Annotated in this window: 34 protein-coding genes; all 34 read left to right on the top strand. The window is 63.9% G+C overall.

Going from position 1 to position 25,376, the window contains the following annotated elements; translation table 11 throughout:
• Positions 1-767 precede the first annotated feature (767 nt).
• The 34 genes from rpsL to Q9K01_RS08815 all read left to right on the top strand — a co-directional run bounded on the left by rpsL (position 768) and on the right by Q9K01_RS08815 (position 25,363).
• The gene (gene rpsL / locus Q9K01_RS08980) at positions 768-1,139 is read left to right on the top strand and encodes a 30S ribosomal protein S12 (protein WP_305929869.1); all 372 of its coding nucleotides are present in this window, start codon (positions 768-770) and stop codon (positions 1,137-1,139) included.
• 191 nt (positions 1,140-1,330) lie between these two features.
• Positions 1,331-1,801 (top strand): 30S ribosomal protein S7, encoded by a 471-nt coding sequence (gene rpsG, locus Q9K01_RS08975; protein WP_305929868.1) that lies wholly within the window; start codon positions 1,331-1,333, stop codon positions 1,799-1,801.
• Between the two features lie 203 nt (positions 1,802-2,004).
• Complete coding sequence (gene fusA / locus Q9K01_RS08970) at positions 2,005-4,098, top strand: elongation factor G (RefSeq protein WP_305929867.1); 2,094 nt, start codon at positions 2,005-2,007, stop codon at positions 4,096-4,098.
• 90 nt (positions 4,099-4,188) lie between these two features.
• Positions 4,189-5,364: an elongation factor Tu gene (gene tuf, locus Q9K01_RS08965; RefSeq protein ID WP_305929866.1), complete on the top strand. Its 1,176-nt coding sequence runs from the start codon at positions 4,189-4,191 to the stop codon at positions 5,362-5,364.
• Positions 5,365-5,519: 155 nt separating this feature from the next.
• Positions 5,520-5,831 carry a 30S ribosomal protein S10 gene (gene rpsJ, locus Q9K01_RS08960; protein WP_061924928.1) on the top strand — a complete coding sequence of 104 codons (312 nt, stop codon included), beginning with the start codon at positions 5,520-5,522 and terminating at the stop codon, positions 5,829-5,831.
• Between the two features lie 340 nt (positions 5,832-6,171).
• Positions 6,172-7,056, top strand: a complete 885-nt coding sequence (rplC, locus tag Q9K01_RS08955) for a 50S ribosomal protein L3 (RefSeq protein ID WP_305929865.1) — start codon at positions 6,172-6,174, stop codon at positions 7,054-7,056.
• A 4-nt stretch (positions 7,057-7,060) separates the two neighbouring features.
• Complete coding sequence (gene rplD, locus Q9K01_RS08950) at positions 7,061-7,684, top strand: 50S ribosomal protein L4 (protein WP_305929864.1); 624 nt, start codon at positions 7,061-7,063, stop codon at positions 7,682-7,684.
• A complete protein-coding gene (locus tag Q9K01_RS08945; protein WP_305929863.1) occupies positions 7,677-7,985 on the top strand; it encodes a 50S ribosomal protein L23 in 309 nt (102 codons plus the stop codon). Before rplD ends, Q9K01_RS08945 begins: the two co-directional genes overlap by 8 nt.
• Positions 7,986-7,999: 14 nt before the next feature.
• Complete coding sequence (rplB, locus tag Q9K01_RS08940; RefSeq protein WP_305929862.1) at positions 8,000-8,836, top strand: 50S ribosomal protein L2; 837 nt, start codon at positions 8,000-8,002, stop codon at positions 8,834-8,836.
• A gap of 6 nt (positions 8,837-8,842) precedes the next feature.
• Positions 8,843-9,118 carry a 30S ribosomal protein S19 gene (gene rpsS, locus Q9K01_RS08935; protein ID WP_305929861.1) on the top strand — a complete coding sequence of 92 codons (276 nt, stop codon included), beginning with the start codon at positions 8,843-8,845 and terminating at the stop codon, positions 9,116-9,118.
• Positions 9,118-9,495 carry a 50S ribosomal protein L22 gene (rplV, locus tag Q9K01_RS08930; RefSeq protein WP_305929860.1) on the top strand — a complete coding sequence of 126 codons (378 nt, stop codon included), beginning with the start codon at positions 9,118-9,120 and terminating at the stop codon, positions 9,493-9,495. The genes rpsS and rplV overlap by 1 nt, the downstream gene beginning before the upstream one ends.
• A 1-nt stretch (position 9,496) precedes the next feature.
• The gene (gene rpsC / locus Q9K01_RS08925; protein WP_305929859.1) at positions 9,497-10,192 is read left to right on the top strand and encodes a 30S ribosomal protein S3; all 696 of its coding nucleotides are present in this window, start codon (positions 9,497-9,499) and stop codon (positions 10,190-10,192) included.
• 20 nt (positions 10,193-10,212) lie between these two features.
• The gene (gene rplP / locus Q9K01_RS08920) at positions 10,213-10,647 is read left to right on the top strand and encodes a 50S ribosomal protein L16 (RefSeq protein WP_305929858.1); all 435 of its coding nucleotides are present in this window, start codon (positions 10,213-10,215) and stop codon (positions 10,645-10,647) included.
• Positions 10,644-10,880 carry a 50S ribosomal protein L29 gene (gene rpmC, locus Q9K01_RS08915; RefSeq protein ID WP_305929857.1) on the top strand — a complete coding sequence of 79 codons (237 nt, stop codon included), beginning with the start codon at positions 10,644-10,646 and terminating at the stop codon, positions 10,878-10,880. The genes rplP and rpmC overlap by 4 nt, the downstream gene beginning before the upstream one ends.
• A 10-nt stretch (positions 10,881-10,890) precedes the next feature.
• Positions 10,891-11,181: a 30S ribosomal protein S17 gene (rpsQ, locus tag Q9K01_RS08910; protein WP_305929856.1), complete on the top strand. Its 291-nt coding sequence runs from the start codon at positions 10,891-10,893 to the stop codon at positions 11,179-11,181.
• A 56-nt stretch (positions 11,182-11,237) separates the two neighbouring features.
• Complete coding sequence (gene rplN, locus Q9K01_RS08905; RefSeq protein WP_305929855.1) at positions 11,238-11,606, top strand: 50S ribosomal protein L14; 369 nt, start codon at positions 11,238-11,240, stop codon at positions 11,604-11,606.
• Entirely contained in the window at positions 11,606-11,926 is a 321-nt protein-coding gene (gene rplX, locus Q9K01_RS08900) for a 50S ribosomal protein L24 (protein ID WP_305929854.1), read from the top strand. The genes rplN and rplX overlap by 1 nt, the downstream gene beginning before the upstream one ends.
• Positions 11,919-12,497, top strand: coding sequence for a 50S ribosomal protein L5 (gene rplE / locus Q9K01_RS08895; protein ID WP_305929853.1), 579 nt, complete (start codon positions 11,919-11,921; stop codon positions 12,495-12,497). Before rplX ends, rplE begins: the two co-directional genes overlap by 8 nt.
• A gap of 28 nt (positions 12,498-12,525) precedes the next feature.
• Positions 12,526-12,831, top strand: a complete 306-nt coding sequence (gene rpsN / locus Q9K01_RS08890; protein ID WP_305929852.1) for a 30S ribosomal protein S14 — start codon at positions 12,526-12,528, stop codon at positions 12,829-12,831.
• A gap of 11 nt (positions 12,832-12,842) precedes the next feature.
• On the top strand, positions 12,843-13,238 hold the full coding sequence (gene rpsH / locus Q9K01_RS08885) for a 30S ribosomal protein S8 (protein WP_305929851.1): 396 nt from the start codon (positions 12,843-12,845) through the stop codon (positions 13,236-13,238).
• Positions 13,238-13,771, top strand: coding sequence for a 50S ribosomal protein L6 (gene rplF, locus Q9K01_RS08880; RefSeq protein WP_305929850.1), 534 nt, complete (start codon positions 13,238-13,240; stop codon positions 13,769-13,771). Before rpsH ends, rplF begins: the two co-directional genes overlap by 1 nt.
• A gap of 1 nt (position 13,772) precedes the next feature.
• Positions 13,773-14,117, top strand: coding sequence for a 50S ribosomal protein L18 (rplR, locus tag Q9K01_RS08875; protein WP_305929849.1), 345 nt, complete (start codon positions 13,773-13,775; stop codon positions 14,115-14,117).
• Positions 14,117-14,989, top strand: coding sequence for a 30S ribosomal protein S5 (gene rpsE, locus Q9K01_RS08870; protein WP_305929848.1), 873 nt, complete (start codon positions 14,117-14,119; stop codon positions 14,987-14,989). The genes rplR and rpsE overlap by 1 nt, the downstream gene beginning before the upstream one ends.
• Before the next feature lie 5 nt (positions 14,990-14,994).
• A complete protein-coding gene (gene rpmD / locus Q9K01_RS08865) occupies positions 14,995-15,186 on the top strand; it encodes a 50S ribosomal protein L30 (protein WP_305929847.1) in 192 nt (63 codons plus the stop codon).
• A 104-nt stretch (positions 15,187-15,290) separates the two neighbouring features.
• Entirely contained in the window at positions 15,291-15,827 is a 537-nt protein-coding gene (gene rplO / locus Q9K01_RS08860; RefSeq protein WP_305929846.1) for a 50S ribosomal protein L15, read from the top strand.
• 115 nt (positions 15,828-15,942) lie between these two features.
• Positions 15,943-17,307, top strand: a complete 1,365-nt coding sequence (gene secY, locus Q9K01_RS08855; protein WP_305929845.1) for a preprotein translocase subunit SecY — start codon at positions 15,943-15,945, stop codon at positions 17,305-17,307.
• Between the two features lie 31 nt (positions 17,308-17,338).
• The gene (locus tag Q9K01_RS08850) at positions 17,339-17,989 is read left to right on the top strand and encodes an adenylate kinase (RefSeq protein ID WP_305929844.1); all 651 of its coding nucleotides are present in this window, start codon (positions 17,339-17,341) and stop codon (positions 17,987-17,989) included.
• Between the two features lie 177 nt (positions 17,990-18,166).
• A complete protein-coding gene (locus Q9K01_RS08845; RefSeq protein WP_305929843.1) occupies positions 18,167-18,817 on the top strand; it encodes an SRPBCC family protein in 651 nt (216 codons plus the stop codon).
• 314 nt (positions 18,818-19,131) lie between these two features.
• A complete protein-coding gene (gene rpsM / locus Q9K01_RS08840; RefSeq protein WP_305929842.1) occupies positions 19,132-19,500 on the top strand; it encodes a 30S ribosomal protein S13 in 369 nt (122 codons plus the stop codon).
• A gap of 62 nt (positions 19,501-19,562) precedes the next feature.
• The gene (rpsK, locus tag Q9K01_RS08835) at positions 19,563-19,952 is read left to right on the top strand and encodes a 30S ribosomal protein S11 (RefSeq protein ID WP_305929841.1); all 390 of its coding nucleotides are present in this window, start codon (positions 19,563-19,565) and stop codon (positions 19,950-19,952) included.
• Between the two features lie 122 nt (positions 19,953-20,074).
• Entirely contained in the window at positions 20,075-21,130 is a 1,056-nt protein-coding gene (locus tag Q9K01_RS08830; RefSeq protein WP_305929840.1) for a DNA-directed RNA polymerase subunit alpha, read from the top strand.
• 117 nt (positions 21,131-21,247) lie between these two features.
• Positions 21,248-21,673, top strand: a complete 426-nt coding sequence (gene rplQ, locus Q9K01_RS08825; protein WP_305929909.1) for a 50S ribosomal protein L17 — start codon at positions 21,248-21,250, stop codon at positions 21,671-21,673.
• A 90-nt stretch (positions 21,674-21,763) separates the two neighbouring features.
• Entirely contained in the window at positions 21,764-23,146 is a 1,383-nt protein-coding gene (locus Q9K01_RS08820; RefSeq protein WP_305929839.1) for a serine hydrolase domain-containing protein, read from the top strand.
• Between the two features lie 69 nt (positions 23,147-23,215).
• Entirely contained in the window at positions 23,216-25,363 is a 2,148-nt protein-coding gene (locus tag Q9K01_RS08815; RefSeq protein WP_305929838.1) for a prolyl oligopeptidase family serine peptidase, read from the top strand.
• Positions 25,364-25,376 lie beyond the last annotated feature (13 nt).

Here is a 25,376-nt window from a genome sequence, read left to right as displayed (position 1 = left end):
ACGACAAGCTTGCCGCCAACTTCCTATCCAGTGTGGCGCTCGCCACTGCCGTCGCCTTCTGGCTGTGAATGAGTCCGAACCCTAGAACTCATTCTGGATTGCAACGTGCAGCGAGCACAGGCTGGCGGTCGGCCGATTAGAGTGCCCGCTGTCGTTCGGAATGATCAGATATTCGAGGCAATGGCGGGAAGGATGGCGCCACCACATACTCTCAGTGCGTTTCTGAATGCCAGAGTGGGCACACCTTGACCCCAACCCCGAATCCCCCTAAGCGCCCCTCCATCCAGCCATGCCCCCGCGTCCGCGCGACCGGCAGGCTGGTCAGATAGAGCTGAACATTGCCGGTCATGTCCCGGGGCCTTGTCGCCGACCAGCGCGAGGCTCCTTTCTATTGAGGCGGACCAGAAGGCGAGGCGCTCCGGACACTTCCGGAGCTGCGGAAACCTTCCGGACCCCTTGGGGCAGCCGGTAAAGTAACCCGGTGGCTTTTGCGGGCCGCGGGTGGAGTGTTTCAGGTCCAGTCGTCGTTCCGGTTTTGGCCGGAGTTTGCGTGCCGCGCGCCTCGAGCTTGCGGATGGCGATCCCAGCTTTCGCTGGGATGACGAGTTGGCCAAAGACCTTCCATCCCCGACCCGCCCAGACCGCCAGCCCTGACTGGCACGGGCCGAGCCCCTTCAGCGAAAGTGGGAACCGGTTTCGCGCCCGGAAGGGGCGTCCCCGGTCATGCACTACCGCATGACCGGAAAACGAAGGTGAAGTGAGAAATCATGCCGACGATCAACCAGCTGGTCCGCAAGGGCCGCGAACCGCAGAAGGCCAAGTCCAAGGTCCCTGCGATGGAGCAGAACCCGCAGAAGCGCGGCGTTTGCACCCGCGTCTATACGACGACTCCGAAGAAGCCGAACTCGGCTCTGCGCAAGGTGGCCAAGGTTCGCCTGACCAACCAGCGCGAGGTCATCTCCTACATCCCCGGCGAGGGCCACAACCTGCAGGAGCACAGCGTCGTGCTGATCCGCGGCGGTCGTGTCCGCGATCTTCCCGGCGTGCGCTACCACGTGCTGCGCGGCGTGCTCGATACGCAGGGCGTCAAGGACCGCAAGAAGTCGCGTTCCAAGTACGGGGCCAAGCGGCCGAAGTGACCTTGCGCGGCATTCGACCCTCCGCCGTCATCCCAGCGAAAGCTGGGATCGGGTTCGGCGGGGTTCGGAGCCCGATGGTCTGTTTCAACCGGAGCGTCACCGGACACAGATCCCAGCTTTCGCTGGGATGACGTTCGAGACGGAAGGCGCCTTTCACGGCGCGCCGCGCTCCCGGATAGAAGGAATTTGCAATGTCACGTCGTCGTCGTCCCGAAAAGCGGGTCATCCTGCCCGATCCCAAGTTCGGGGATCAGATCCTGTCGAAATTCATGAACAACCTCATGCTCGACGGCAAGAAGGCCGTCGCGGAAGGGATCGTCTACACCGCTCTCGACACCGTCGAGGAGAAGGCCAAGGCGAACCCGGTCGAGCTGTTCCACACCGCGCTCGAGAACGTGAAGCCGCAGGTCGAGGTGCGTTCGCGCCGCGTCGGCGGTGCCACCTATCAGGTGCCGGTCGAGGTGCGCCCCGAGCGTGCCCAGGCGCTCGCGATGCGCTGGGTCATCTCCGCCGCGCGCGGTCGCCCGGAAACCACCATGTCGGCGCGCCTCTCGGGCGAGCTGATGGATGCCGCCAACAACCGCGGCAACGCGGTCAAGAAGCGCGAAGACGCCCACCGCATGGCGGACGCCAACCGCGCCTTCTCGCACTACCGCTGGTAAGGCGATCGTGAAGGCCGGCCCCCGTCCCTCCGAGCCCGGCGCAGCCGCGGCACGGGTGGGCGCGGGGCGGTCTTCATAAGGTCACACGAAGCACCATATGGGGGGCGACCCGATCCGGGGCCCCCGACACGAACTAGCGACACGAACCCCGCACGAACCCGCCCCTACACGAACCCGTCACGACTCGAATCAAGGAATTCCACATGGCCCGCGATTATCCGCTCGAGCGCTATCGCAACATCGGCATCATGGCTCACATCGATGCCGGCAAGACCACCACGACCGAACGCATCCTCTATTACACCGGCAAGTCCTACAAGATCGGCGAAGTCCACGACGGCGCCGCGACCATGGACTGGATGGAGCAGGAGCAGGAACGCGGGATCACCATCACCTCGGCCGCGACGACCACCTTCTGGGCGGCCGAAGACGGCAAGGGCCCCAAGCACCGCATCAACATCATCGACACCCCCGGGCACGTCGACTTCACGATCGAAGTCGAGCGGTCCTTGCGCGTGCTCGACGGCGCAGTCGCGGTCTTCGACGGCGTCGCGGGCGTGGAGCCCCAGTCCGAAACCGTCTGGCGCCAGGCCGACAAGTACGGCGTCCCCCGGATGTGTTTCGTCAACAAGCTCGACCGCACCGGCGCCGATTTCTACTATTGCGTCCAGTCGATCATCGACCGCCTCGGCGCCACGCCGCTGGTGCTCTATCTCCCGATCGGCATGGAGAGCGATCTCAAGGGTCTGGTCGATCTGGTCAACAATCGCGGCATCGTGTGGGAAGACGAGAGCCTGGGCGCCTCGTTCAACTACATCGATATCCCCGCCGAGCTGGCCGACAAGGCCGCGGAATATCGCGAGAAGCTGATCGAGCTGGTCGTCGACCAGGACGATGCGGTGATGGAAGCCTATCTCGAAGGCGAGATCCCCGATGTCGCCACCATCAAGCGGCTGATCCGCAAGGGCACGCTGGGGCGCGCCTTCGTGCCGGTCGTCTGCGGTTCGGCGTTCAAGAACAAGGGCGTCCAGCCGCTGCTCGACGCGGTGGTCGACTACATGCCGTCGCCGCTCGACGTTCCGGCGATCGAGGGCATCATCCCGAACACCGAAGAGACCGCGACCCGCGCCTCGTCCGACGACGCGCCGTTCAGCGCGCTGGCGTTCAAGATCATGAACGATCCCTTCGTCGGTTCGCTCACATTCACCCGCATCTATTCGGGCAAGCTGGTCAAGGGCCAGGTGCTCAACTCGGTGAAGGAGAAGAAGGAAAAGATCGGCCGCATGCTGCTGATGCACTCGAACAACCGCGAGGACATCGATGAGGCGTTCGCGGGCGACATCGTCGCCATCGCCGGGATGAAGGACACCACGACCGGCGATACGCTGTGCGACACGGCGCATCCGATCATCCTCGAGCGGATGGAGTTCCCCGAGCCCGTCATCGAGCTGTCGGTGGAGCCCAAGACCAAGGCCGACCAGGAAAAGATGGGCGTCGCGCTCAATCGCCTGGCCGCCGAGGATCCCTCGTTCCGCGTCTCGACCGACCACGAATCGGGCCAGACGATCATCAAGGGCATGGGCGAACTCCACCTCGACATCCTGGTCGATCGCATGAAGCGCGAATTCAAGGTCGAAGCCAATGTCGGCGCGCCGCAGGTTGCGTACCGGGAATCGCTCGGCCGCGCGATCGACGTCGATTACACCCACAAGAAGCAGTCCGGCGGTACGGGCCAGTTCGCCCGTGCCAAGGCAACCTTCACCCCGGGTGAGCGCGGTCAGGGCATCGTGTTCGAGGACAGCATCAAGGGCGGTAACATTCCCAAGGAATATATCCCGTCGCTCGAGAAGGGCATCCGCGAGCAGGCCGCGAGCGGCTATCTGATCGGCTTCCCGATCATCGATTTCACCGTCCACCTGACCGACGGCGCCTATCACGATGTCGACTCCTCGACCGTGGCGTTCGAGATCTGCGGCAAGGGTGCGATGCGTGAAGCGGCCGAACGTGGCGGGATCAAGCTGCTCGAGCCGGTGATGAAGGTTGAAGTCATCACTCCGGACGATTATCTTGGCGACGTCATCGGCGATCTCAATTCGCGCCGTGGCCAGATCCAGGGCACCGACACGCGCGGCAACGCCCAGGCCGTCGAAGCCATGGTGCCTCTTGCCAACATGTTCGGTTACGTGAACGAGCTGCGCTCGTTCAGCCAGGGCCGTGCAAACTACTCGATGCAGTTCTCCCATTATGAAGAAGTGCCCGCGAGCGTTGCACAGGACGTCAAGGAGAAGCTTGCCTAAGGCGAGCGATACAGCTAGGGGCGGCGCCTGTTTCGGCGGGTGCCGCTTTTCCCCGCACAGATTCAATTTTTGAACAGAGGTTAGAGTAAAATGGCGAAGGAAAAATTCCAGCGGAACAAGCCGCACTGCAACATCGGCACCATCGGTCACGTCGATCACGGCAAGACCACGCTGACGGCTGCCATCACCAAGGTGCAGGGCTCGGCTGTCGATTTCGCAAACATCGACAAGGCTCCCGAAGAGCGCGAGCGCGGCATCACCATTTCGACCGCACACGTCGAATACGAGACCGATGCGCGTCACTATGCGCACGTCGATTGCCCGGGCCACGCCGACTATGTGAAGAACATGATCACCGGTGCCGCGCAGATGGACGGCGCGATCCTGGTGGTGAACGCCGCCGACGGCCCCATGCCGCAGACCCGCGAGCACATCCTGCTCGCCCGTCAGGTCGGCGTGCCGCAGCTGGTGGTCTATCTCAACAAGGTCGATCAGGTCGACGACGAGGAACTCCTCGAGCTGGTCGAACTGGAAGTTCGCGAGCTGCTTTCGGCCTATGATTTCGACGGCGACAACATTCCGATCATCAAGGGTTCGGCTCTGGCCGCTCTGGAAGGTCGCGACGAGGAAATCGGCGAGAAGTCGATCAAGGCGCTGATGGATGCGGTCGATTCCTACATCCCGCAGCCCGAGCGTCCGGTCGACAAGCCCTTCCTGATGCCGATCGAGGACGTGTTCTCGATCTCGGGTCGCGGCACGGTCGTCACCGGTCGTATCGAGACCGGTATCGTCAACGTCGGCGACGAAGTCGAAATCGTCGGCATCAAGGACACCGCCAAGACGGTCGTCACCGGTGTCGAAATGTTCCGCAAGCTGCTCGATCGCGGTGAAGCCGGCGACAACGTCGGTGCCCTGATCCGCGGTATCGCGCGTGAAGACGTCGAGCGTGGCCAGGTTCTGGCCAAGCCCGGTTCGGTCAACCCGCACACCGAGTTCAGCGCCGAAGTCTACGTGCTGTCGAAGGACGAGGGCGGCCGTCACACGCCGTTCTTCGCCAACTACCGCCCGCAGTTCTACTTCCGCACCACCGACGTCACCGGCGAGGTCATCCTCCCCGAGGGCACCGAGATGGTGATGCCGGGCGACAACGTGACCATCGGCGTCAAGCTGATTGCACCGATCGCCATGGACGAAGGTCTTCGTTTCGCCATCCGCGAAGGTGGCCGGACCGTCGGTTCTGGGGTTGTCAGCAACATCACGAAGTAATATAGAGCGCGCGTCGCGACGGGAGATTCGTCTCCCGCGGCGCGCGCTTTAGTTTTGAGGAGGGCCGCCCCTCGCCGGTTTATCGGTTGGGTGGGGCGGTTCTCTTTTTTTGGAGGTCCCCGGACTTCCTTGGCTCTTTCGCATCGGTATAGGTAATGGAAGCACAGAATATCCGCATTCGCCTCAAGGCGTTCGACCACCGCGTTCTCGACCAGGCGACTGGCGAAATCGCCGAGACCGCACGTCGTACGGGTGCTCTTATTCGTGGCCCCATTCCCATGCCGACGCGTATCGAGAAGTTCACCGTGAACCGCGGCCCGCACATCGACAAGAAGTCGCGCGAGCAGTTCGAGGTGCGCACTTACAAGCGACTGCTGGACATTGTTCAGCCGAACGCCCAGACGGTCGACGCGCTGATGAAGCTCGATCTGGCTGCTGGCGTGAACGTCGAGATCAAGCTCGCCTGAGCGAGTTTGCCAGAGGCTCCGGTTTGATCGGATGCCTGGTCTTCCCGGTAGGACCTTAAACGACCGGTGAGGTTCAAGTCCGCCTTCAGGGTGGCACGAGTTTCCCGCCTCGCGGGATCTTCGTTCGGAGGGCGAAGCCGCTCTTCGAGACAAGGGATACCGCCGGACTTGTCCGGGTCTGCGTCCCCCGTCTTGCTCCCACGGCCATCCGGCCCGACGGGGCACTCGGCCCGGACGGGGCTCGCATCGCATTTATGGGCCGAATTGGACCTCCGGGATCGAACCCGGCTGTCCGCAAGCACCCGGATGGGCCGGGTGCCTCTGTTTAGGAGTTCTGACGATGCGCACAGGCGTTATCGCGAAAAAAGTCGGGATGACCCGCCTCTTCCAGGAGGACGGTCGGCACGTGCCGGTCACCGTTCTCTCGCTGGAAGATTGCCAGGTAACTTTGCATCGCACCGCCGATCGCGACGGCTATTTTGCCGTCCAGCTCGGCGCCGGCGAGGCCAAGCACAAGAACGTCAACAAGCCGCAGCGCGAAGCTTTCGCCAAGGCCGAAGTCGGACTCAAGATGAAGGTCGCGGAATTCCGCGTCGACGGCGAAGATGCGCTGCTGCCGGTCGGTGCGCGGATTTCCGCCGAGCATTTCATCGCCGGCCAGAAGGTCGACATCACCGGTCACACGCAGGGCAAGGGCTTCGCCGGCGCCATGAAGCGTTGGGGCTTCGGCGGTCTGCGCGCCACCCACGGCGTCTCGCTCTCGCACCGTTCGCACGGTTCGACGGGGCAGCGCCAGGATCCTGGCAAGGTGTTCAAGGGCAAGAAGATGGCCGGCCACATGGGCGACCGTCAGCGTACCCAGCAGAACCTCGAGATCGTGCGCACCGACGCCGAACGCGGCCTGCTCTTCGTCAAGGGCTCGGTCCCGGGTGCGAAGAACGGCTGGATGCTGGTTCGCGACTCGGTCAAGATCAAGCACTCCGACGATCTGCCGTTCCCCGGCGTGATGCGCCGCAATCAGGACGAATTCGCTTCCGAGGAAGCCGATGCCGGTCTGATCGAGAGCGCCGCCGAGCAGGCCGTGAACCCGGAAGTCTCGGTCGAGCAGCAGGAAAAGCTGATGCAGCAGCAGGATGCCGGCGCCGATGCCGACACCGGCGCTGCCGACGAGAATACCAGCACCACGCCGAGCGTCGATGACGCCGGCGAGAACAAGGAGGGCTGACCCCATGAAGGTGAAGGTCCAGAATATCGACGGCAAGGCGTCGGGCGATATCGAACTCGACGATGCCGTGTTCGGGGTCGAGCCGCGCGCCGACATCCTGCACCGGGTCGTCACCTGGCAGCTCGAGAACCGTCGCGGCACCGCCCGCGCGGCGCGCGAGCGGTCGGATGTGAACCGCACCGGCAAGAAGTTCGTCCGCCAGAAGGGCACCGGCGGCGCCCGTCACGGCGACCGTGCTGCGCCGATCTTCATTGGTGGCGGCAAGGCCCACGGCCCGCGTCGGCGTGAGTTCGAGCAGTCGCTCAACAAGAAGGTCCGTGCGCTCGGTCTCAAGATGGCGCTCTCGAGCAAGGCCAAGGACGGCCTGATCGTGATCGACAGCCTCGATCTCGCGGATGCCAAGACCAAGGCGCTCAAGGGCCAGTTCGACAAGAACGGGTGGAGCGGCAAGGTCCTGTTTATCGACGGCGAGAGCGTGAACGACGGTTTCCAGAAGGCGGCGCGCAATCTGCCGGGCATCAACATGCTCCCGGCGGTCGGCGCCAATGTCTACGACATCCTGAAGCACGACACGCTGGTCCTCACCAAGGACGCGGTCGCAAAGCTGGAGGCCCGGTTCAATGGCTAAGAAGCAGGAAGTGGACGCGCGTCACTACGACGTGATTCTCGCGCCCCACATCACCGAAAAGTCGACGATGGCGTCCGAGCACAATGCGGTCGTCTTCAAGGTCGCGAACGATGCAACGAAGCCGCAGATCAAGGAAGCGGTCGAGGCGATCTACGACAAGAAAGTCGTGGGCGTGAACACCATCGTGACCAAGGGCAAGACCAAACGCTGGAAGGGCAGGCCCTACAAGCGTTCCGACGTGAAGAAGGCGATCGTCACCCTCGCCGAGGGTGAAATGATCGACATCACGAGCGGTATCTGAGGGGCTAGGAACCAATGGCACTCAAGAATTACAAACCGACGAGCCCCGCACGCCGTGGCTTGATCCTGGTCGACAAGTCGGGCCTCCACAAGGGTGGCCCGATCAAGGCTCTGACCGAGGGCAAGCGCAAGACGGGCGGCCGCAACAACAAGGGTCATGTGACCTCGCGCGGCATCGCGGGCGGCCACAAGCAGAAGTACCGCTATATCGACTTCAAGCGTCGCAAGTGGGACGTCGAGGGCACCGTGGAGCGGATCGAATACGATCCCAACCGCACCGCCTTCATCGCGCTGATCAAATATGCCGACGATGAACTGGCTTACATCATCGCGCCGCAGCGGCTTGCCGTCGGCGACAAGGTGATTGCCGGCGAACGCGTCGACACCAAGCCGGGCAACGCGATGCTGTTGGGCCAGATGCCGGTCGGCACCATCTGCCACAATGTGGAGATGAAGCCGGAGAAGGGCGGGCAGATCGCCCGTTCCGCCGGTGCCTACGTCCAGCTGGTCGGCCGCGATCGCGGCATGGTCATCGTCCGGCTCAATTCGGGCGAGCAGCGTTACCTGCGGGCGGATTGCATGGGCACCGTCGGCGCCGTGTCGAACCCGGACAACCAGAACCAGAACTTCGGCAAGGCCGGACGCACCCGCTGGAAGGGCCGTCGCCCGCTGACCCGCGGTGTCGCCAAGAACCCGGTCGATCACCCGCACGGCGGCGGCGAAGGCCGCACCAGCGGTGGCCGTCATCCGGTCACCCCATGGGGCAAGCCCACCAAGGGCGCCCGCACCCGCAACAACAAGCAGACGGACAAGATGATCATCCGTTCGCGCCACGCCAAGAAGAAGAGGTAAGGACCAATGGCTCGTTCCGTCTGGAAAGGTCCGTTCGTCGAACTCAGCCTTTTGAAAAAGGCCGAAGACGCTCAGGACAGCAGTGGCTCCAAGCCCATCAAGACCTGGTCGCGTCGTTCGACGATCCTGCCGCAGTTCGTCGGTCTGACGTTCAGCGTCTACAATGGCCACAAATTCATCCCGGTCTCCGTCTCGGAAGAGATGGTCGGCCACAAGCTCGGCGAATTTGCGCCGACGCGGACGTTCCCGGGCCATGCCTCGGACAAGAAGGGTAAGCGCTAATGGGCAAGGCTAAGTCTCCCCGCCGCGTGGCCGACAACGAGGCGCTTGCGGTCGGCACCACCATTCGTGGTTCCGCGCAGAAGCTCAATCTGGTCGCGGAGCTGATCCGCGGCAAGAAGGCCGAAGAAGCGCTCAACATCCTCGCCTTCTCCAAGAAGGCGATGGCGCGCGATGCCAGCAAGGTGCTCGCTTCCGCGATCGCCAACGCCGAGAACAATCACGATCTCGACGTCGATGCGCTGGTGGTTGCCGAAGCTTCCGTCGGCAAGTCGATCACCATGAAGCGTTTCCACACGCGCGGTCGTGGCAAGTCCACCCGCATCCTGAAGCCGTTCAGCAAGCTGCGGATCGTGGTGCGCGAAGAGGAAGAGGCGTAAGATGGGCCAGAAGAGCAATCCGATCGGTCTGCGTCTGCAGATCAACCGCACCTGGGACAGCCGCTGGTACGCCGAAGGGCGTGACTATGCGCAGCTGCTCAAGGAAGACATCGAGATCCGCAAGTACATCATGAACTCGCTGCCCCAGGCCGCGATTTCCAAGGTGGTGATCGAGCGTCCGGCCAAGCTGTGCCGCATTTCGATCTACGCTGCCCGTCCCGGTGTCATCATCGGCAAGAAGGGCGCGGATATTGAGAAGCTGCGCGTCAAGCTGGCTTCGATGACGGCGAGCGACGTCAAGCTCAACATCGTCGAGATCCGCAAGCCCGAAGTCGACGCCAAGCTCGTCGCTCAGGGCATCGCCGATCAGCTGATCCGCCGGATCGCGTTCCGTCGTGCGATGAAGCGCGCCATGCAGTCCGCCATGCGTCTGGGTGCCGAAGGCATCAAGATCGTCTGCGGCGGCCGTCTGGGCGGCGCCGAGATCGCCCGCGTCGAACAGTATCGCGAGGGCCGGGTGCCGTTGCATACGCTGCGCGCCAACATCGACTATGCCGAAGCCGAGGCGCTGACCGCCTATGGCATCATCGGCATCAAGGTGTGGGTCTTCAAGGGCGAGATCCTCGGCCACGATCCGACTGCGCAAGACCGTCTGATGATGGAATCGCAGACCTCCGGCGTGCGACCGGCGCGCTGATTGCAGGATAGGTAGATAAAATGCTGCAACCGAAAAAAACCAAGTTCCGCAAGGCTTTCAAGGGCCGGATCAAGGGCGAAGCCAAGGGTGGCACCACCCTCAACTTCGGCTCCTACGGCCTCAAGGCCCTGGAACCCGAGCGTATCACCGCGCGCCAGATCGAGGCCGCGCGTCGTGCGATCACGCGCCACATCAAGCGTCAGGGACGCCTGTGGATTCGCGTGTTCCCCGATGTGCCGATCTCGAAGAAGCCCGCCGAAGTGCGTCAGGGTAAGGGCAAGGGCTCGGTCGAATATTGGGCCGCGCGCGTCAAGCCGGGCCGGATCCTATTCGAACTCGACGGCGTTGCCGGCCCGCTGGCTGCCGAAGCGTTCGAGCGCGCGGCGATGAAGCTGCCGATCAAGACCAAGGTTATCGCCCGCTTTGGCGACACCTCGCACCTGGGAGGCGAATGATGGCCCAGAATTCGACCACGACCGAAGATCTGCGCCAGAAGAGCGACGATCAGCTTTCGGAGGAGCTCACCACGCTCAAGCGCGAGCAGTTCAACCTGCGGTTCCAAGCTGCCACCAACCAGCTCGAAGCCCCCGCGCGCATCCGCGAAGTCCGTCGCACGATCGCCAAGATCAAGACGCTTCAGACCGAGCGCACCAAGCGTTCCGCGGCTGACGCCACAGCGAAAGCCTGAGGAGTAGACCATGCCCAAACGTATCCTGATCGGGACCGTCACTTCCGACAAGACCGACAAGACCGTGACCGTGAAGGTCGAACGCAAGGTGAAGCACCCGCTCTACGGGAAGATCATCCGTCGTTCGAAGAAGTATCACGCTCACGACGAGACCAATGAATACACGCTCGGCGACGTCGTCCGGATCGAGGAGACCAAGCCGATTTCGAAGACCAAGACCTGGCAGGTGAAGGATCGCGTAACTGCGGGCGGCACCCAGGCGGTCGAGGCGGATCTCGAGGTCGAGGCCGCCGGTAACTGACGTTTTAGGAACTGCCGGACTGGTTCCGGCAAGCCAATGAGAAGGAAGACGGATCGATGATCCAGATGCAATCCAATCTCGACGTCGCGGACAACAGCGGCGCCAAGCGCGTCCAGTGCATCAAGGTGCTGGGCGGGTCGAAGCGTCGCACCGCGAGCGTCGGCGATGTCATCGTGGTTTCCGTGAAGGAAGCCCAGCCGCGCGCCAAGGTGAAGAAGGGCGACGTCCATCGCGCCGTGATCGTGCGGACCCGCAAGGACGTCCGCCGTTCCGACGGCAGCGTCATTCGCTTCGACAGCAATGCCGCCGTGCTCGTGAACAAGAGCGAAGAGCCGATCGGCACCCGTATCTTCGGCCCGGTGGTGCGCGAACTGCGCGGCCGCGGCTTCATGAAGATCATCTCGCTCGCGCCGGAGGTGCTGTAATGGCTGCCGCTAAGATCAAGAAGGGCGACAAGGTCGTGGTCCTGTCCGGCAAGGACAAGGGCCAGACCGGCACTGTCACCAAGGTTCTGCCCAAGGAAGGCAAGCTGATCGTGGACGGCGTCAACATCGCCACCCGTCACCGCAAGCCCGACCAGGCCAACCCGCAGGGCGGGATCGACCGCTTCGCCGCGGCGATGCCGATCTGCAAGGTTGCGGTAGCCGATCCCAAGGACGGCAAGCCCACCCGCGTCCGTTTCGAAGAGCAGGACGGCAAGAAGGTGCGCGTCGCCGTCAAGTCCGGGGAGACCATCGATGGCTGATTATACCCCTCGCATGAGGCAGCGCTACGACGACGAGATCGTCAAGGCGATGACCGAGAAGTTCGGCTACAAGAACCGTCTCGAGGTTCCGCGTCTGGAAAAGATCACGCTCAACATGGGTGTGGGCGAAGCCAGCCAGGACAAGAAGAAGGTCCAGACCGCCGCCGAGGAAATGGCGCTGATCGCCGGCCAGAAGCCGGTCATCACCATCGCCAAGAAGTCGATCGCCCAGTTCAAGCTGCGCGAAGGCATGCCGATCGGCTGCAAGGTGACCTTGCGTCGCGAGCGGATGTTCGAATTCGTCGACCGTCTGGTGACGATCGCGATGCCGCGCATTCGCGACTTTCGCGGGCTGAACCCGAAGAGCTTCGACGGGCGCGGCAATTACGCGATGGGCCTCAAGGAACAGATCGTCTTCCCCGAGATCAGCTACGACAAGATCGAGAAGGTCCGGGGCATGGACATCATAGTAACCACCACGGCGAAGACCGACGACGAAGCGCGCGAATTGCTGCGCCTGTTCGGCTTCCCGTTCATTGGCCACACGGCCGAGCAGAAGGAAGCGGCCTGAGGGCCGCTAGAAGAGGAACTTAAGTCCAATGGCGAAACTGAGTTCGATCAACAAGAACGAGCGTCGCAAGAAGCTCGTCAAGCAGTATGCCGCTAAGTACGAAAAGCTGAAGGCGATTGCTGACGACACTTCCGCCGACGAAAGCGACCGGCTGATGGCGCGCCTGAAGATGGCCGAGATTCCGCGCAATGCGAATCCGACCCGCGTGCGCAACCGCTGTTCGACCACCGGCCGCCCGCGCGGCTACTACCGCAAGTTCGGCGTCAACCGGATCGAGCTGCGGAATCTGGGCAACAAGGGCCTGATTCCCGGCCTGACCAAGTCGAGCTGGTGAGGAACTAGACGATGGCAATGACCGATCCCCTGGGTGACATGCTCACCCGCATCCGCAACGGCCAGCAGGCGAAGAAGGATTCCGTCCTCTCGCCCGCGTCCAAGCTGCGTGCGAACGTCCTGGAAGTGCTCCAGCGCGAGGGCTACATCCGTGGCTTCTCCGAGGATTCCAGCGGCAAGCACAAGGCGCTGCGGATCGAACTGAAATATTTCGAAGGCGAGCCGGCGATCAAGCATGTCTCGCGCGTTTCGAAGCCCGGCCGCCGCGTCTATTCGGGTTCCAAGGAACTTCCGACGGTGCGCAACGGCCTCGGCATCACCATCGTCTCGACGCCCCGCGGCGTGCTTTCCGATGCGGAAGCCCGCAACGAGAACGTCGGTGGCGAAGTGCTGGCGGAGGTATTCTGATGAGCCGCATCGGTAAACGACCGGTCGCGATCCCCTCTGGGGTGACCGCCAATATCGACGGCGACGTGTTGAGCGTCAAAGGGCCCAAGGGCACTCTGACCCTGCGTCTGTCGGACTACATCGCCTACAAGGTCGAAGGCGACGAGATCCAGGTCAACCCGGCCAACGACACCAAGGAGGCGCGGTCCTTCTGGGGCATGCAGCGCACGCTGGTTTCCAATCTGGTCGAAGGCGTCACCGACGGCTTTACGAAGACCCTGTTGATCACCGGCGTCGGCTATCGTGCGTCGGTGCAGGGTCGCAAGCTCAAGCTGCAGCTCGGCTACAGCCACGATGTCGATCTCGAGGTTCCCGAAGGGCTCGATGTTGCGACGCCCGATCAGACGACTGTCGTCATCTCGGGCATCGACAAGCAGGCCGTCGGCCAGTTCGCCGCCGAAATCCGCCGCTGGCGCAAGCCCGAACCCTACAAGGGCAAGGGTATCAAGTATCAGGGCGAGTACGTCTTCCGCAAGGAAGGGAAGAAGAAGTAACATGGCCAAACTTTCCCTTTTCGAACGCCGCCGCCAGCGAGTCCGCACCGCTCTCAAGAGCCGTGCGGGTGGCAAGCCCCGGCTGTCCGTGCACCGCACCGGCAAGCACATCTACGCGCAGATCATCGATGACGCCGACGGCAAGACTGTCGCCGCCGCCTCGACGCTCGGCGCGAAGGACTCCGGTGCCAATGTCGAAGCCGCCAAGACTGTCGGCAAGGATATCGCCGCCGCCGCCAAGAAGGCCGGCGTCACCACCGTCGTGTTCGATCGCGGCGGCTTCCTGTTCCACGGCCGCGTGAAAGCGCTGGCCGACGCCGCTCGCGAAGGCGGGCTGGAGTTCTGATGATGGCTGACGACAACAAAACCGAAGCGACCCCCGAAACCACGGCTGCCGAAGCCAAGCCGGTCGAGATCGACCAGCCTGCCAAGGCCGAGACCGAGCACGCGGTCACCAAGGAATCGCCGGCGATCGCCGACACGCCTTCCGAGGCTGCCGACAATCAGTCGCCCGCGCAGGGTGCCGAAGGTCAGCCGCGCGATCGCCAGAATGCCGGTCGCGGACGCGGCGGGCCGGGCGGCGGCGGTGGTCGCGGCGGCCCCGGTGGCGGCGGCGGTGGCCGCGGTCGCGGTGGCCCGGGCGGCGGACGCGACAATCGTCGCGGCGGACGCCAGGAAGAAGACGACGGCATCATCGAGAAGCTGGTCCACATCAACCGCGTCTCCAAGACCGTGAAGGGTGGTAAGCGCTTCGGCTTCGCCGCTCTGGTCGTGGTCGGCGACGGTTCGGGGCGGGTCGGTTTCGGTCATGGCAAGGCGCGCGAAGTGCCCGAAGCCATCTCCAAGGCCAGCGCGGCAGCGCGCAAGAAGATGATCCGGGTTCCGCTCAAGGAAGGTCGCACGCTCCATCACGACGGCAAGGGCCGGTTCGGTGCGGGCAAGGTCAACGTCCGTTCGGCACCCGCCGGTACCGGCATCATCGCCGGCGGTCCGATGCGCGCCGTGTTCGAGAGCCTGGGCGTGGCGGACGTGGTGACCAAATCGGTCGGCACTTCCAATCCCTACAACATGATCCGCGCCACTTTCGATGCGCTGGTGAACCAGACTTCGCCCAAGTCGGTGGCTCAGCGTCGCGGCAAGAAGGTCGCCGATCTGCTCGGCCGCGGTGGCGCCAGCGAGGCCGAGGCGCAAGCCGACGCCGCAGCGGTCGCGGAGTAAGACACATGGCCAAGAACACGAAGAACAAGACCATCACCATCCGCCAGATCGGTTCGCCGATCCGGCGCCCCGAGAGCCAGAAAAAGATCCTCACGGGTCTGGGCCTTGGCAAGATGCACAAGACGGTCGAGATCGAAGACACCCCCGAAGTGCGCGGCGCGATTGCAAAGCTGCCGCACATGGTAGAGGTGCTCTAGCCACTATCCGGCCCCTCGCCAGTGCGGGGGGCCGACCCGCGTTTTCCGCAATCGGCGGGAATGCAGATCCAATCAGCGCGAACAAAGCGAAAGCGAGTGCACAAATGACTTTCAAACTCAACGAAATCCGCGACAACCCCGGCGCCCGCAAGAGCCGTCTGCGCATCGGGCGCGGCATCGGCTCGGGCAAGGGCAAGACCGGCGGCCGCGGCCAGAAGGGCCAGAAGAGCCGTTCGGGCGTCGCCGTGAAGGGTTTCGAGGGCGGCCAGATGCCGCTCCACATGCGGCTTCCCAAGCGCGGGTTCAACAATCCGTTCGGCAAGGATTTTGCCGAGGTGAACATCGGCATGATCCAGAAGTTCATCGATGCGGGCAAGCTCGACGCCAAGGGCACGATCGACCACGCAGCTCTCAAGGCTGCCGGTCTCGCGCGCGGCGGCAAGGACGGCCTGCGTCTGCTTGGCAAGGGCGAACTGACCGCCAAGCTCACGCTCACCGTTGCCGGTGCCTCCAAGGGCGCGATCGAGGCGGTCGAGAAGGCCGGCGGATCGGTCGAGATCGTCAAGGTCAAGAAGGTCAGCGGCAAGCCCAACGAGAACAAGACCGGCAAGCACGCTGCGGCCAAGGCTGACTCCGAATAAACGGAAAAATCGGGAGCGGGGTTCGACATTGGGAAGCCCGCTCCCTATCTGTCCTGTCTGCGCCGGACCGGGCCGGCGCCCATCATACGCAGACGCTAGGATCGACATTTAAGCCATGGCATCACGCGCCGACAATATTGCGAGCCAGATGAGCCTCGCAAACTTCTCCAAAGCCACCGAGCTGCGCCAGCGTATCTGGTTTACCATCGGCGCGCTGATCGTGTTCCGCTTTCTCAGCTTCGTGCCGCTGCCGGGGATCAACCCCCGGGCGCTGGCGCAGCTTGCAGACACCACGCGCGGCGGCATCCTGGACATGTTCAACATGTTCACGGGCGGTAGTCTGGAGCGGATGAGCCTGATCGCGCTTGGGGTGATGCCCTATATCACCGCCTCGATCGTGGTGCAGCTCGCCAGCGCGCTGCACCCGACGCTCGCCGCGATGAAGAAAGAGGGCAGCACCGGGCGGCAGAAGCTCAACCAGTACACCCGCTACGGGACGGTGTTCCTGTGCTCGATCCAGGGCTGGTTCCTAGCCGCGGGGCTCGAGAGCTTCGGCGCGGCCAGCGGTCTCGCCGCGGTGATCGATCCGGGCATCGCGTTCCGGCTCGGGGTGGTGATCTCGCTGGTGGGCGGCACCATGTTCCTGCTGTGGCTGGGCGAGCAGATCACCAGCCGCGGGATCGGCAACGGCGTTTCGCTGATCATCATGGCGGGCATCGTCGCCCAGTTCCCGGGTTTTGCCTCCAACCTGTTCGAAGGCGGTCGCACCGGTTCGATTTCGCCCGCGATCATCATCGGTTTCATCGTGATGGTGGTGGTGCTGATCCTGATCATTTCCTTCGTCGAGCGGGCCCAGCGGCGCTTGCTGATCCAGTATCCCAAACGCGCCACGCAGCGCGGCATGATGCAGGCCGACCGTTCGCATCTGCCGCTCAAGCTCAACACCGCGGGCGTGATCCCGCCGATCTTCGCCAGTTCGCTGCTGTTGCTGCCGCTCACCATTAGCCAGTTCGCCGGCAATTCGGTTGATACCGAGACCGGTTTCGGTGGCACGATCGTAGCGCTCAACCAGTATCTGGCGCATGGTCAGCCGCTCTACATGACGCTCTACGCGGCCGGCATCATCTTCTTCGCCTTCTTCTACACCGCGGTGGTCTTCAACCCTGAGGAAACCGCCGAGAATCTGAAGAAGAACGGCGGCTTCATTCCCGGCATCCGTCCGGGCAAGCGGACCGAGGAATATCTCGATTACGTGCTTACCCGGATCACCGTGGTCGGCGCGATCTATCTGGCGCTGGTCTGCGTCATCCCGGAATACATGATCGCGCAGACTGGAATTCCGCTGTTCCTCGGCGGCACCAGCCTGCTGATCGTCGTCAATGTGACGGTCGATACCATCAGCCAGATCCAGTCGCATCTGCTGGCGCACCAGTATGGCGACCTCATCAAGAAGGCCAAGTTGAAGGGCCGCAATCGCTAGCATACCCGCGGGGTCGAAGGGGACTAACGGAATGGACATAATCCTTCTGGGGCCTCCGGGCGCAGGCAAGGGCACGCAGTCGCAGCGCCTGGTCGAGCACCATGGCATGCGCCAGCTTTCGACCGGCGACATGCTGCGCGGTGCCGTCAAGGCGGGCACGTCCGTCGGGATCAAGGCCAAGGCCGTGATGGATCGCGGCGAGTTGGTCAGCGACGATATCGTCTCGGACCTGATCGATGCCGAACTGACCGAGATGGGCCCAGAGACCGGCGCCATCTTCGACGGCTATCCGCGCACCGAGGCGCAGGCCGGAATGCTCGACGAGATCCTCACCCGCCACGGTCGCAAGCTGGATCACGTTATCGAGCTCGAGGTCGACGAGGATGCGCTGGTGGAGCGGATCATCGGGCGCTTCACCTGCGCCGAATGCGGGGCGGGCTATCACGATCTTTTCAAACTGCCGAAGGTTCCGGGAACCTGCGACAAATGCGGTTCGAACGAATTCAAGCGCAGGCCCGACGATAATGAGGAAACCGTGCGCAAGCGGATGGCGCTCTACCGCGCCGAAACCGCGCCGATCCTGCCCGGCTACGAAAGCCGCGGCATCGTCAGCCGGGTCGATGGCATGGCCAGCATCGAGACGGTGACCCACACCATCGACGCGATCCTTGCAGAGGGCTGAGCAACCGCGGGGTTGACCGGCCCGGAGCCGAGCGGCCCAGAGCTGAACGGCCCAGAGCCGAACGGCCCAGAGCCGAACGGCCCAGAGCTGAACAGGCGCGGAACCCGGGTCCGCCTGTCGCACGCGATCTTTCCATCCCGCTCGCGCTGGCCTATCGCCGCGGCGAAGGAGTGATGGATGGCTAACCGGTTCTTTCTCGCCGCGGCGCTGCTGCTGGGCGGCGTCGCGACCTCCCCCGCGACCGCGGAGGTGGTCTCGACCAGCGGGGACGGCTTCGTCACCCGCGCCACCGCCGAAGTGGCGGCCGAGCCACTTGCGGTGTGGCTGGCGCTGATCAAACCGGCCGAATGGTGGAATTCGGAACACACCTGGTCGGGCGATGCGGCGAATATGATTTTGACCCCGCAGGCGGGCGGGTGCCTGTGCGAAACGATCCCGGGCGACGACAGCGAAGAAGGCTTCGCGATGGACGGCAGCGCGCATCACGCCACCGTCGTCCAGGCCTTTCCGCTGCGCGTGCTGCGCCTGCGCGGCGGGCTGGGTCCGCTGCAGGGCGAACCTGCCACCGGCATCCTCACCGTCACGCTCAAGGAAATCGATGGCGGAACCCGCATCTTGTGGGAATACAATGTCGGCGGACCGATGCGCTACGAGATTGCGGGGATTGCCGGGGCGGTGGATGATGTGATGAGCCAACAATTGGCGGGGCTGCGCGATCGTCTCGGTGCGCTGGGCGCCGCCGCTCCCGCTCCGGATAACACGGAACCGCAGATCGCACCCGAAGCGACGCTCGAGGAGCAGATCGATGCGCTCGGGGATGGCGAATAGTCGGGCGCTGCCCGACAAGCGTCTGCCGCATGCGTTTTGACGGGCGACCTGATTTGGGTTATGTCCTCTCCAGCAGCGCCGCGCCGTCCCTCGGACGGTCGCGCGGCTCATGGCGCCCGGTTGGCGGTTGACGCAGCGGTCGAATCGCCGTAAGCGCGCCCTTCATTCGACAGTTTCGGACGGTTCCGGCAGGCGGCAGCCTCTGGGTGCGCGCTATCCGGTCCCTTGCGCAAGTGTCGGTGAATTGAGCGATGAGATAGGGGCGGCCCGTGTTTCGGAACCGCAAGCCCCTGTGGAGCATGGAGAAGTATTAAGTGGCACGTATTGCCGGGATCAACATCCCCACAAACAAGCGCGTGATCATCGCGCTTACCTATATTCACGGTATCGGCCGGACCACGGCGGTCCAGATCGCCGAAAAGCTTGGCATCGACCAGTCGCGCCGCGTTCAGGACCTCACCGACGAGGAACTGCTGCGCATTCGCGAGACGATCGATTCGGATCATCAGGTCGAGGGCGATCTTCGTCGCGACACCGCGATGAACATCAAGCGGTTGATGGATCTTCGGACCTATCGCGGTCTGCGCCATCGTTCGGGCCTGCCCGTTCGCGGCCAGCGCACCCACACCAACGCCCGCACCCGCAAGGGCAAGGCCAAGCCGATCGCCGGCAAGAAGAAGTAAGCAGCGCGAGGCCTTGCGCCTCCGCAGCTTTTCCCTTCTCGCGAATATAGAGGAATACACACATGGCACGCGAACCCGGCCGAGTTAAACGGCGTGACAAGAAGAACATCACCAGCGGCGTCGCGCATATCAACGCCAGCTTCAACAACACGATGATCACCATCACCGACGCCCAGGGTAATGCGATCAGCTGGTCCAGCGCCGGCACGATGGGCTTCAAGGGGAGCCGCAAGTCGACTCCCTACGCCGCGCAGGTCGCCGCCGACGATGCCGGCAAGAAGGCCGCCGAACACGGCGTCCGGACGCTGGAAGTCGAAGTGAAGGGTCCGGGCTCGGGTCGCGAGAGCGCGCTGCGCGGTCTGGCGGCGGTGGGCTTCACCATCACCTCGATCCGCGACGTCACGCCGATCCCGCACAACGGCGTCCGGCCATCCAAGCGTCGCCGCGTCTGATCCGTGCCTGCCTGGCGGGGCCATGCGGGTCCCGCCGACAATCTCTCACGGACCGGGCGCCCCATCAGGGCTTCCGGTCTCGTCCATATCCGAACCCGCCCAGCGCGAAATAGGGGAAATCCATGTCCGTCAACACCAAGAACTGGCAGGAACTCAAGAAACCCAGCAGCCTCGAAATCAAGGACGGCGGCGAGAAGAACCGCAGGACGACTTTCGTCGCTGAACCTCTCGAGCGCGGCTTCGGCCTGACGCTCGGCAACGCGCTGCGGCGCGTGCTGCTCTCCTCGCTCCAGGGCGCGGCGATCACCTCGATCAAGATCGAGAACGTGCTCCACGAATTCTCCTCGCTCGCCGGCGTGCGCGAGGACATCACCGACATCGTGCTCAACGTGAAGCAGATCGCGCTGCGGATGGAAGGCGAAGGCCCCAAGCGCCTGCAGCTGTCCATGACCGGCCCGGCGCAGGTCAAGGCCGGCGACATCGCGGTCTCCGGCGATATCGAGGTGATGAACAAGAACCTCGTGATCTGCCACCTCGACGAGGGCGCCACGCTCAACATGGAGCTGACCGCCGATATCGGTAAGGGCTATTCGCCTGCGGTCCAGAACCGTCCGGCCGACGCGCCGATCGGTCTGATCCCGGTCGACAGCCTCTATTCGCCGGTTCGCCAGGTGAGCTACAAGGTCGAGGCCGCCCGCGTCGGGCAGGAGCTCGATTACGACAAGCTCTCGCTGACGGTCGAGACCGATGGCACCGTCACCCCTGAAGACGCCGTGGCCTATGCCGCGCGCATCCTTCAGGACCAGCTGACGCTGTTCGTCCACTTCGAGGACGGCGTCCCGCAGCCCAGCTCGGCGATGATCGGCCAGGCCGCGGAGCCGCAGGAAGGCGACACCAACCAGCTCAACCGTTACCTGCTCAAGAAGGTCGACGAGCTGGAGCTCTCGGTGCGCAGCGCCAATTGCCTCAAGAACGACAACATCATCTACATCGGCGATCTGGTCCAGAAGACTGAGGCCGAGATGCTGCGGACGCCCAATTTCGGCCGCAAGTCGCTCAACGAGATCAAGGAAGTGCTCTCCAGCATGGGTCTGCGTCTCGGGATGGATATCCCGGGCTGGCCGCCGGAGAACATCGAGGAAATGGCCAAGAAGCTCGAACAGGAACTGCTTGGCTGATGCCGTCCCCCGCCTCGTGCGGGGGTCTGGTTCTCAAAGGGCGAGGGTGACGGCCCCTGACGGTCACCAGCTACGGGCTACCTGATACGGGCCCCTAACGAACGTAAGGAATGAATGATGCGTCACGGTATTTCGCAGCGCAAGCTTGGCCGCAAGACGGGCCACCGCAAGGCCCTGTTCCGCAATATGAGCGCCGCGCTGATCAAGCACGAGCAGATCCTGACCACGCTGCCCAAGGCGAAGGAACTGCGCCCCTATATCGAGAAGCTGATCACGCTCGCGAAGCGCGGCGGCCTGTCGAACCGTCGCCTCGCCCATTCGCGGCTGCTCGACGAGACCCAGCTCAGGAAGCTGTTCGACACGCTGGCCGAGCGCTATGCCGATCGCGATGGCGGCTACACCCGCATCATCAAGGCGGGCTATCGCGGCAGCGACGCCGCGCAGATGGCGATCATCGAATTCGTCGATCGCGACGTCTCCGCCAAGGGCCAGGACAGCGGTCCGGTGATGAACCAGGACGAGGACGAGCTCGAGGACGCCTGAGCCTCGGATAGCTCGACACAGAGATAGAAGGGCCGCCCGGGAAACCGCGCGGCCCTTTTCTTTTGCGCGAAGCATGGCACAAGGCATCGCATGATCCGCCAGACTCTCGCAGCCGCTGCGCTGCTCGCAAGCCCCACAATCGCCGCGCCGCTTTCCGCACAGTCCGAGCAGGAACAGCTCGACACCCGCTACGATCGCGCACTGGCGGCGGGGTACAAGGCGCTGATGCTGTGCAGCGCCATCGCGAATGCCGAGCGCAATGGCGCGAAGCGGACGCCCGAGAGCGTCGAGCAATGGGAACTGGCGGGCATCCAGGCTCCGCTCGACACGATCGCTCCCGAACTGCCCTACCAAATAGCGAGGCGCGCGCCGAACAACACGGAGTCGGAGCTCAGCCATGTGTGGGTTGAGTGGTCCGAAGGCATGGCGCCGCGCATCGCCCGGCACGAGTCGCGACGCGGATGCGAACTGCTGCCGATCGGCGGGTCTATGCCGCCCGCGGCGGCGCTGCGCACGCCGAAGATCGCACCTGCCGGGCGGATTCTTTCTTTCCCCACCGGGCCGCTGGCGACGACCGCTCGGGCCGCCTTCGGCGACGAGTTCGGCGAGGGCGCGCGGACGACGGCGGTCACGATCCTTTCGGGGGGCGAGTTGTTGGGCGAAGCTTATGCACCCGATTTCGGCCCTGCGGTGCCGCAGCGCACATGGTCGGTCGCCAAGAGCATCGCGGCGTCGCTGGTCGGGGCGGCGGTCGAGCGTGGCGAGATAGCCGTCACGGACCGGGCGGGTCTCGGGTATCCGGGCGAATATCGCGGGCGAGGAACCATCACCCTCGACAATCTGCTCCGCATGGCGTCGGGACGCTATTCCGACACGCCGGGCAACCGCACCGATCCACTTTATTGGGGTGGGGCCACGGTGGACGAGCGCGCCGCGAACTGGCCGCTGATCGCTGCGCCCGGCAGCATCTATCGCTATGCCAACAACGATACGCTGATGGCGATCGCGGCGATCGAACCCACTTTCGAGCAGCATCCGCCCGCCGAGCTGTTCGAGAGGCTGGGCATGCACCACACCGTCGCCGAGACCGACTGGCAGGGTAATTACGTGCTCTCGAGCCAGGTCTGGTCCACCGCGCGCGATCTGGCGAAGCTGGGACAGCTCTATCTCGACGACGGCGTGGCGCCCGATGGGACGCGCATCCTGCCCGAAGGCTGGGCGGACTACGTCTCGGCTCCGTCCGGCCCGCAACCAGCAGGGCGTCCGATGGGATACGGCGCGGGCTTCTGGCTGTTCAACCAGACCGAGGGCATTCCTGCCGACACCTTCGCGGCGATGGGCAATCGCGGGCAATATGTCGTGATCGTGCCGAGCCGCGACGTGGTGATCGTCCGCCGCGGCGAGGATCCGGCGGGCAAGAGTTTCGATATTCTCGCCTTCACCCGTGAGGTGCTGGCCGCGCTCGGCGAATGATTGCGCCAAGGGGCTCGAGTACCTAGTTACAAACCCAACGAAATCGCAAAACACCTGGAGAGTTCCCCCATGTCTCGCATCACCACTCTGGCGCTCGCCGGTGCCGCCACGATCGCGCTCATTGCCACCCCCGGAGCCGCCCAGTCCGTGACCCCCGACTATCCCGCCACCCGCGCCACCGACACCTCCGAAACCCTGTTCGGCGAAGCGATCGCCGATCCCTATCGCTGGCTCGAGAACGACGTCCGCACCGATCCGCAGGTGGCGCAATGGGTCGAGGCGCAGAACACGGTGACCGACGCCTATCTCGAGACGCTCCCCGGCACAGCTTGGTTCAAGGAGCGGCTCGCCGAGCTGATCGATTACGAACGCTTCGGCATCCCCAGCAAGGCGGGCGACCGTTATTTCTACAGCTACAATTCCGGGCTGATGAACCAGGCGCAATATTTCGTCCGCGATGGCTGGGACGGCGAGGCGCGCTTGCTGCTCGATCCCAACCAGTGGTCCGCCGATAACGCCACCGCTCTGGCCGACACGGCGCCGTCGAAGAGCGGCCGCTATCTCGCCTATGCGATTCAGGATGGCGGCAGTGACTGGCGCACGATCAAGCTGCTCGATGTCGATACCGGCGAGGAACTCTCCGACGAAATCGAGTGGGCCAAGTTCACCGGGATTTCGTGGATCGGCGACGAAGGGTTCTTCTATTCGCGCTTCCCCGAGACGGGGGAAGGCCAGGATTTCCAGTCGCTCAACTACAACCAGAAGGTCTATTTCCATCGCCTCGGCACCCCGCAGAGCGCGGACGAGCTGGTCTATGAAACCCCCGATGCCAAGGAACAGGGCCACGGCGTAGGCGTGAGTGACGACGGCCGCTGGGCGTTTATCTACAGCTCGACCGGGACCGACGATCGCAACGAATTGCGCGTCATCGACCTGACCGAGCGCGCCAGCCAGGGCTGGGCGGCGCGCCCGCTCATCACCGGCTTCGACAACAGCTGGAGCCCCATCGCCTCAGTCGGCGACACGGTCTATTTCCAGACCAACAAGGATGCGCCGCGCTACCGGATCGTCCGCGCCGATCTGACCGCCGATGCGCTCGAATGGGAAGAGGTCGTGCCCCAAAGCGACCAACCGATCTCGGGCGCATCGATCATCGGCGACAGGTTGGTGGTCGAATATATGAAGGATGCCAGCAGCCGCGCGGTCTATTTCGATCTCGACGGCAAGCAGACCGGTGCGCTCGACCTGCCCGGGATCGGCTCGGTTGGCGGGCTGAACGGCGAGCCCGGCGATAGCGAAACCTTCTACAGCTTCACCAGCTTCAACCAGCCCGGCGCGATCTACCGCCTCGATGTCGAGACCGGCGAGCGGACCGTCTTCGCCGAGCCGGAAGTCGCTTTCGAGCCCGAGGACTACCGGGTCGAGCAGGTGTTCTACCCATCGAAGGACGGCACAAGGGTGCCGATGTTCATCGTCCGCCACAAGGACAGCACCGGCCCTTCGCCCACGCTGCTTTATGGCTATGGCGGGTTCAACATCTCGCTGACGCCGGGCTTCTCGCCAACGCGGCTCGCCTGGCTCGAGGCCGGGGGCACATTCGCGCTCGCCAATATCCGTGGCGGCGGCGAATATGGCAAGGAATGGCACGACGGCGGGCGGCTGAACAACAAGCAGAACGTCTTCGACGATTTCATCGCCGCCGGCGAATATCTCAAGGCCAATGGCTATACCGGGCCGGACGGGCTGGCGATCCAGGGCGGCTCCAACGGCGGGCTGCTGGTGGGCGCGGTGGTCAACCAGCGTCCCGACCTGTTCGATGCGGGCAATGCCGCGGTGGGCGTGATGGACATGTTGCGCTTCGACCGCTGGACCGCGGGTCGCTATTGGGTGGACGATTACGGCTACCCCGATCGCGAGGCCGATTTCCGGGTCCTGCGCTCCTATTCGCCGCTGCACAACATCCGCAGCGGGGTGGATTATCCCGCGTTGCTGGTGACCACCGCCGACACCGACGACCGCGTGGTCCCCGGCCACAGCTTCAAATACACCGCCGCGCTGCAGGCGGCGGAGCTGGGCGAGGAGCCGCAGCTGATCCGGATCGAGACCCGCGCCGGCCACGGCTCCGGCAAGCCGACCGACAAGATCATCGACGAATATGGCGACATCCTCGCCTTCCTTGCGCACCACACCGGGCTGGAGGTTCCGCCCGCCGACTAGGCTTTTGTCACAC

The organism is Qipengyuania benthica, assembly GCF_030717865.1.
GTDB lineage: Bacteria > Pseudomonadota > Alphaproteobacteria > Sphingomonadales > Sphingomonadaceae > Qipengyuania > Qipengyuania benthica.
Note: the sequence above shows the minus strand (reverse complement) of the source record. Positions and strands in the feature narration are given on the sequence as shown.

Coding starts and splice junctions, on each gene's coding strand:
- rpsL (WP_305929869.1), top strand. CDS start 768: ATGCCGACGATCAACCAGCTGGTCCGCAAGGGCCGCGAACCGCAGAAG.
- rpsG (WP_305929868.1), top strand. CDS start 1,331: ATGTCACGTCGTCGTCGTCCCGAAAAGCGGGTCATCCTGCCCGATCCC.
- fusA (WP_305929867.1), top strand. CDS start 2,005: ATGGCCCGCGATTATCCGCTCGAGCGCTATCGCAACATCGGCATCATG.
- tuf (WP_305929866.1), top strand. CDS start 4,189: ATGGCGAAGGAAAAATTCCAGCGGAACAAGCCGCACTGCAACATCGGC.
- rpsJ (WP_061924928.1), top strand. CDS start 5,520: ATGGAAGCACAGAATATCCGCATTCGCCTCAAGGCGTTCGACCACCGC.
- rplC (WP_305929865.1), top strand. CDS start 6,172: ATGCGCACAGGCGTTATCGCGAAAAAAGTCGGGATGACCCGCCTCTTC.
- rplD (WP_305929864.1), top strand. CDS start 7,061: ATGAAGGTGAAGGTCCAGAATATCGACGGCAAGGCGTCGGGCGATATC.
- Q9K01_RS08945 (WP_305929863.1), top strand. CDS start 7,677: ATGGCTAAGAAGCAGGAAGTGGACGCGCGTCACTACGACGTGATTCTC.
- rplB (WP_305929862.1), top strand. CDS start 8,000: ATGGCACTCAAGAATTACAAACCGACGAGCCCCGCACGCCGTGGCTTG.
- rpsS (WP_305929861.1), top strand. CDS start 8,843: ATGGCTCGTTCCGTCTGGAAAGGTCCGTTCGTCGAACTCAGCCTTTTG.
- rplV (WP_305929860.1), top strand. CDS start 9,118: ATGGGCAAGGCTAAGTCTCCCCGCCGCGTGGCCGACAACGAGGCGCTT.
- rpsC (WP_305929859.1), top strand. CDS start 9,497: ATGGGCCAGAAGAGCAATCCGATCGGTCTGCGTCTGCAGATCAACCGC.
- rplP (WP_305929858.1), top strand. CDS start 10,213: ATGCTGCAACCGAAAAAAACCAAGTTCCGCAAGGCTTTCAAGGGCCGG.
- rpmC (WP_305929857.1), top strand. CDS start 10,644: ATGATGGCCCAGAATTCGACCACGACCGAAGATCTGCGCCAGAAGAGC.
- rpsQ (WP_305929856.1), top strand. CDS start 10,891: ATGCCCAAACGTATCCTGATCGGGACCGTCACTTCCGACAAGACCGAC.
- rplN (WP_305929855.1), top strand. CDS start 11,238: ATGATCCAGATGCAATCCAATCTCGACGTCGCGGACAACAGCGGCGCC.
- rplX (WP_305929854.1), top strand. CDS start 11,606: ATGGCTGCCGCTAAGATCAAGAAGGGCGACAAGGTCGTGGTCCTGTCC.
- rplE (WP_305929853.1), top strand. CDS start 11,919: ATGGCTGATTATACCCCTCGCATGAGGCAGCGCTACGACGACGAGATC.
- rpsN (WP_305929852.1), top strand. CDS start 12,526: ATGGCGAAACTGAGTTCGATCAACAAGAACGAGCGTCGCAAGAAGCTC.
- rpsH (WP_305929851.1), top strand. CDS start 12,843: ATGGCAATGACCGATCCCCTGGGTGACATGCTCACCCGCATCCGCAAC.
- rplF (WP_305929850.1), top strand. CDS start 13,238: ATGAGCCGCATCGGTAAACGACCGGTCGCGATCCCCTCTGGGGTGACC.
- rplR (WP_305929849.1), top strand. CDS start 13,773: ATGGCCAAACTTTCCCTTTTCGAACGCCGCCGCCAGCGAGTCCGCACC.
- rpsE (WP_305929848.1), top strand. CDS start 14,117: ATGATGGCTGACGACAACAAAACCGAAGCGACCCCCGAAACCACGGCT.
- rpmD (WP_305929847.1), top strand. CDS start 14,995: ATGGCCAAGAACACGAAGAACAAGACCATCACCATCCGCCAGATCGGT.
- rplO (WP_305929846.1), top strand. CDS start 15,291: ATGACTTTCAAACTCAACGAAATCCGCGACAACCCCGGCGCCCGCAAG.
- secY (WP_305929845.1), top strand. CDS start 15,943: ATGGCATCACGCGCCGACAATATTGCGAGCCAGATGAGCCTCGCAAAC.
- Q9K01_RS08850 (WP_305929844.1), top strand. CDS start 17,339: ATGGACATAATCCTTCTGGGGCCTCCGGGCGCAGGCAAGGGCACGCAG.
- Q9K01_RS08845 (WP_305929843.1), top strand. CDS start 18,167: ATGGCTAACCGGTTCTTTCTCGCCGCGGCGCTGCTGCTGGGCGGCGTC.
- rpsK (WP_305929841.1), top strand. CDS start 19,563: ATGGCACGCGAACCCGGCCGAGTTAAACGGCGTGACAAGAAGAACATC.
- Q9K01_RS08830 (WP_305929840.1), top strand. CDS start 20,075: ATGTCCGTCAACACCAAGAACTGGCAGGAACTCAAGAAACCCAGCAGC.
- rplQ (WP_305929909.1), top strand. CDS start 21,248: ATGCGTCACGGTATTTCGCAGCGCAAGCTTGGCCGCAAGACGGGCCAC.
- Q9K01_RS08820 (WP_305929839.1), top strand. CDS start 21,764: ATGATCCGCCAGACTCTCGCAGCCGCTGCGCTGCTCGCAAGCCCCACA.
- Q9K01_RS08815 (WP_305929838.1), top strand. CDS start 23,216: ATGTCTCGCATCACCACTCTGGCGCTCGCCGGTGCCGCCACGATCGCG.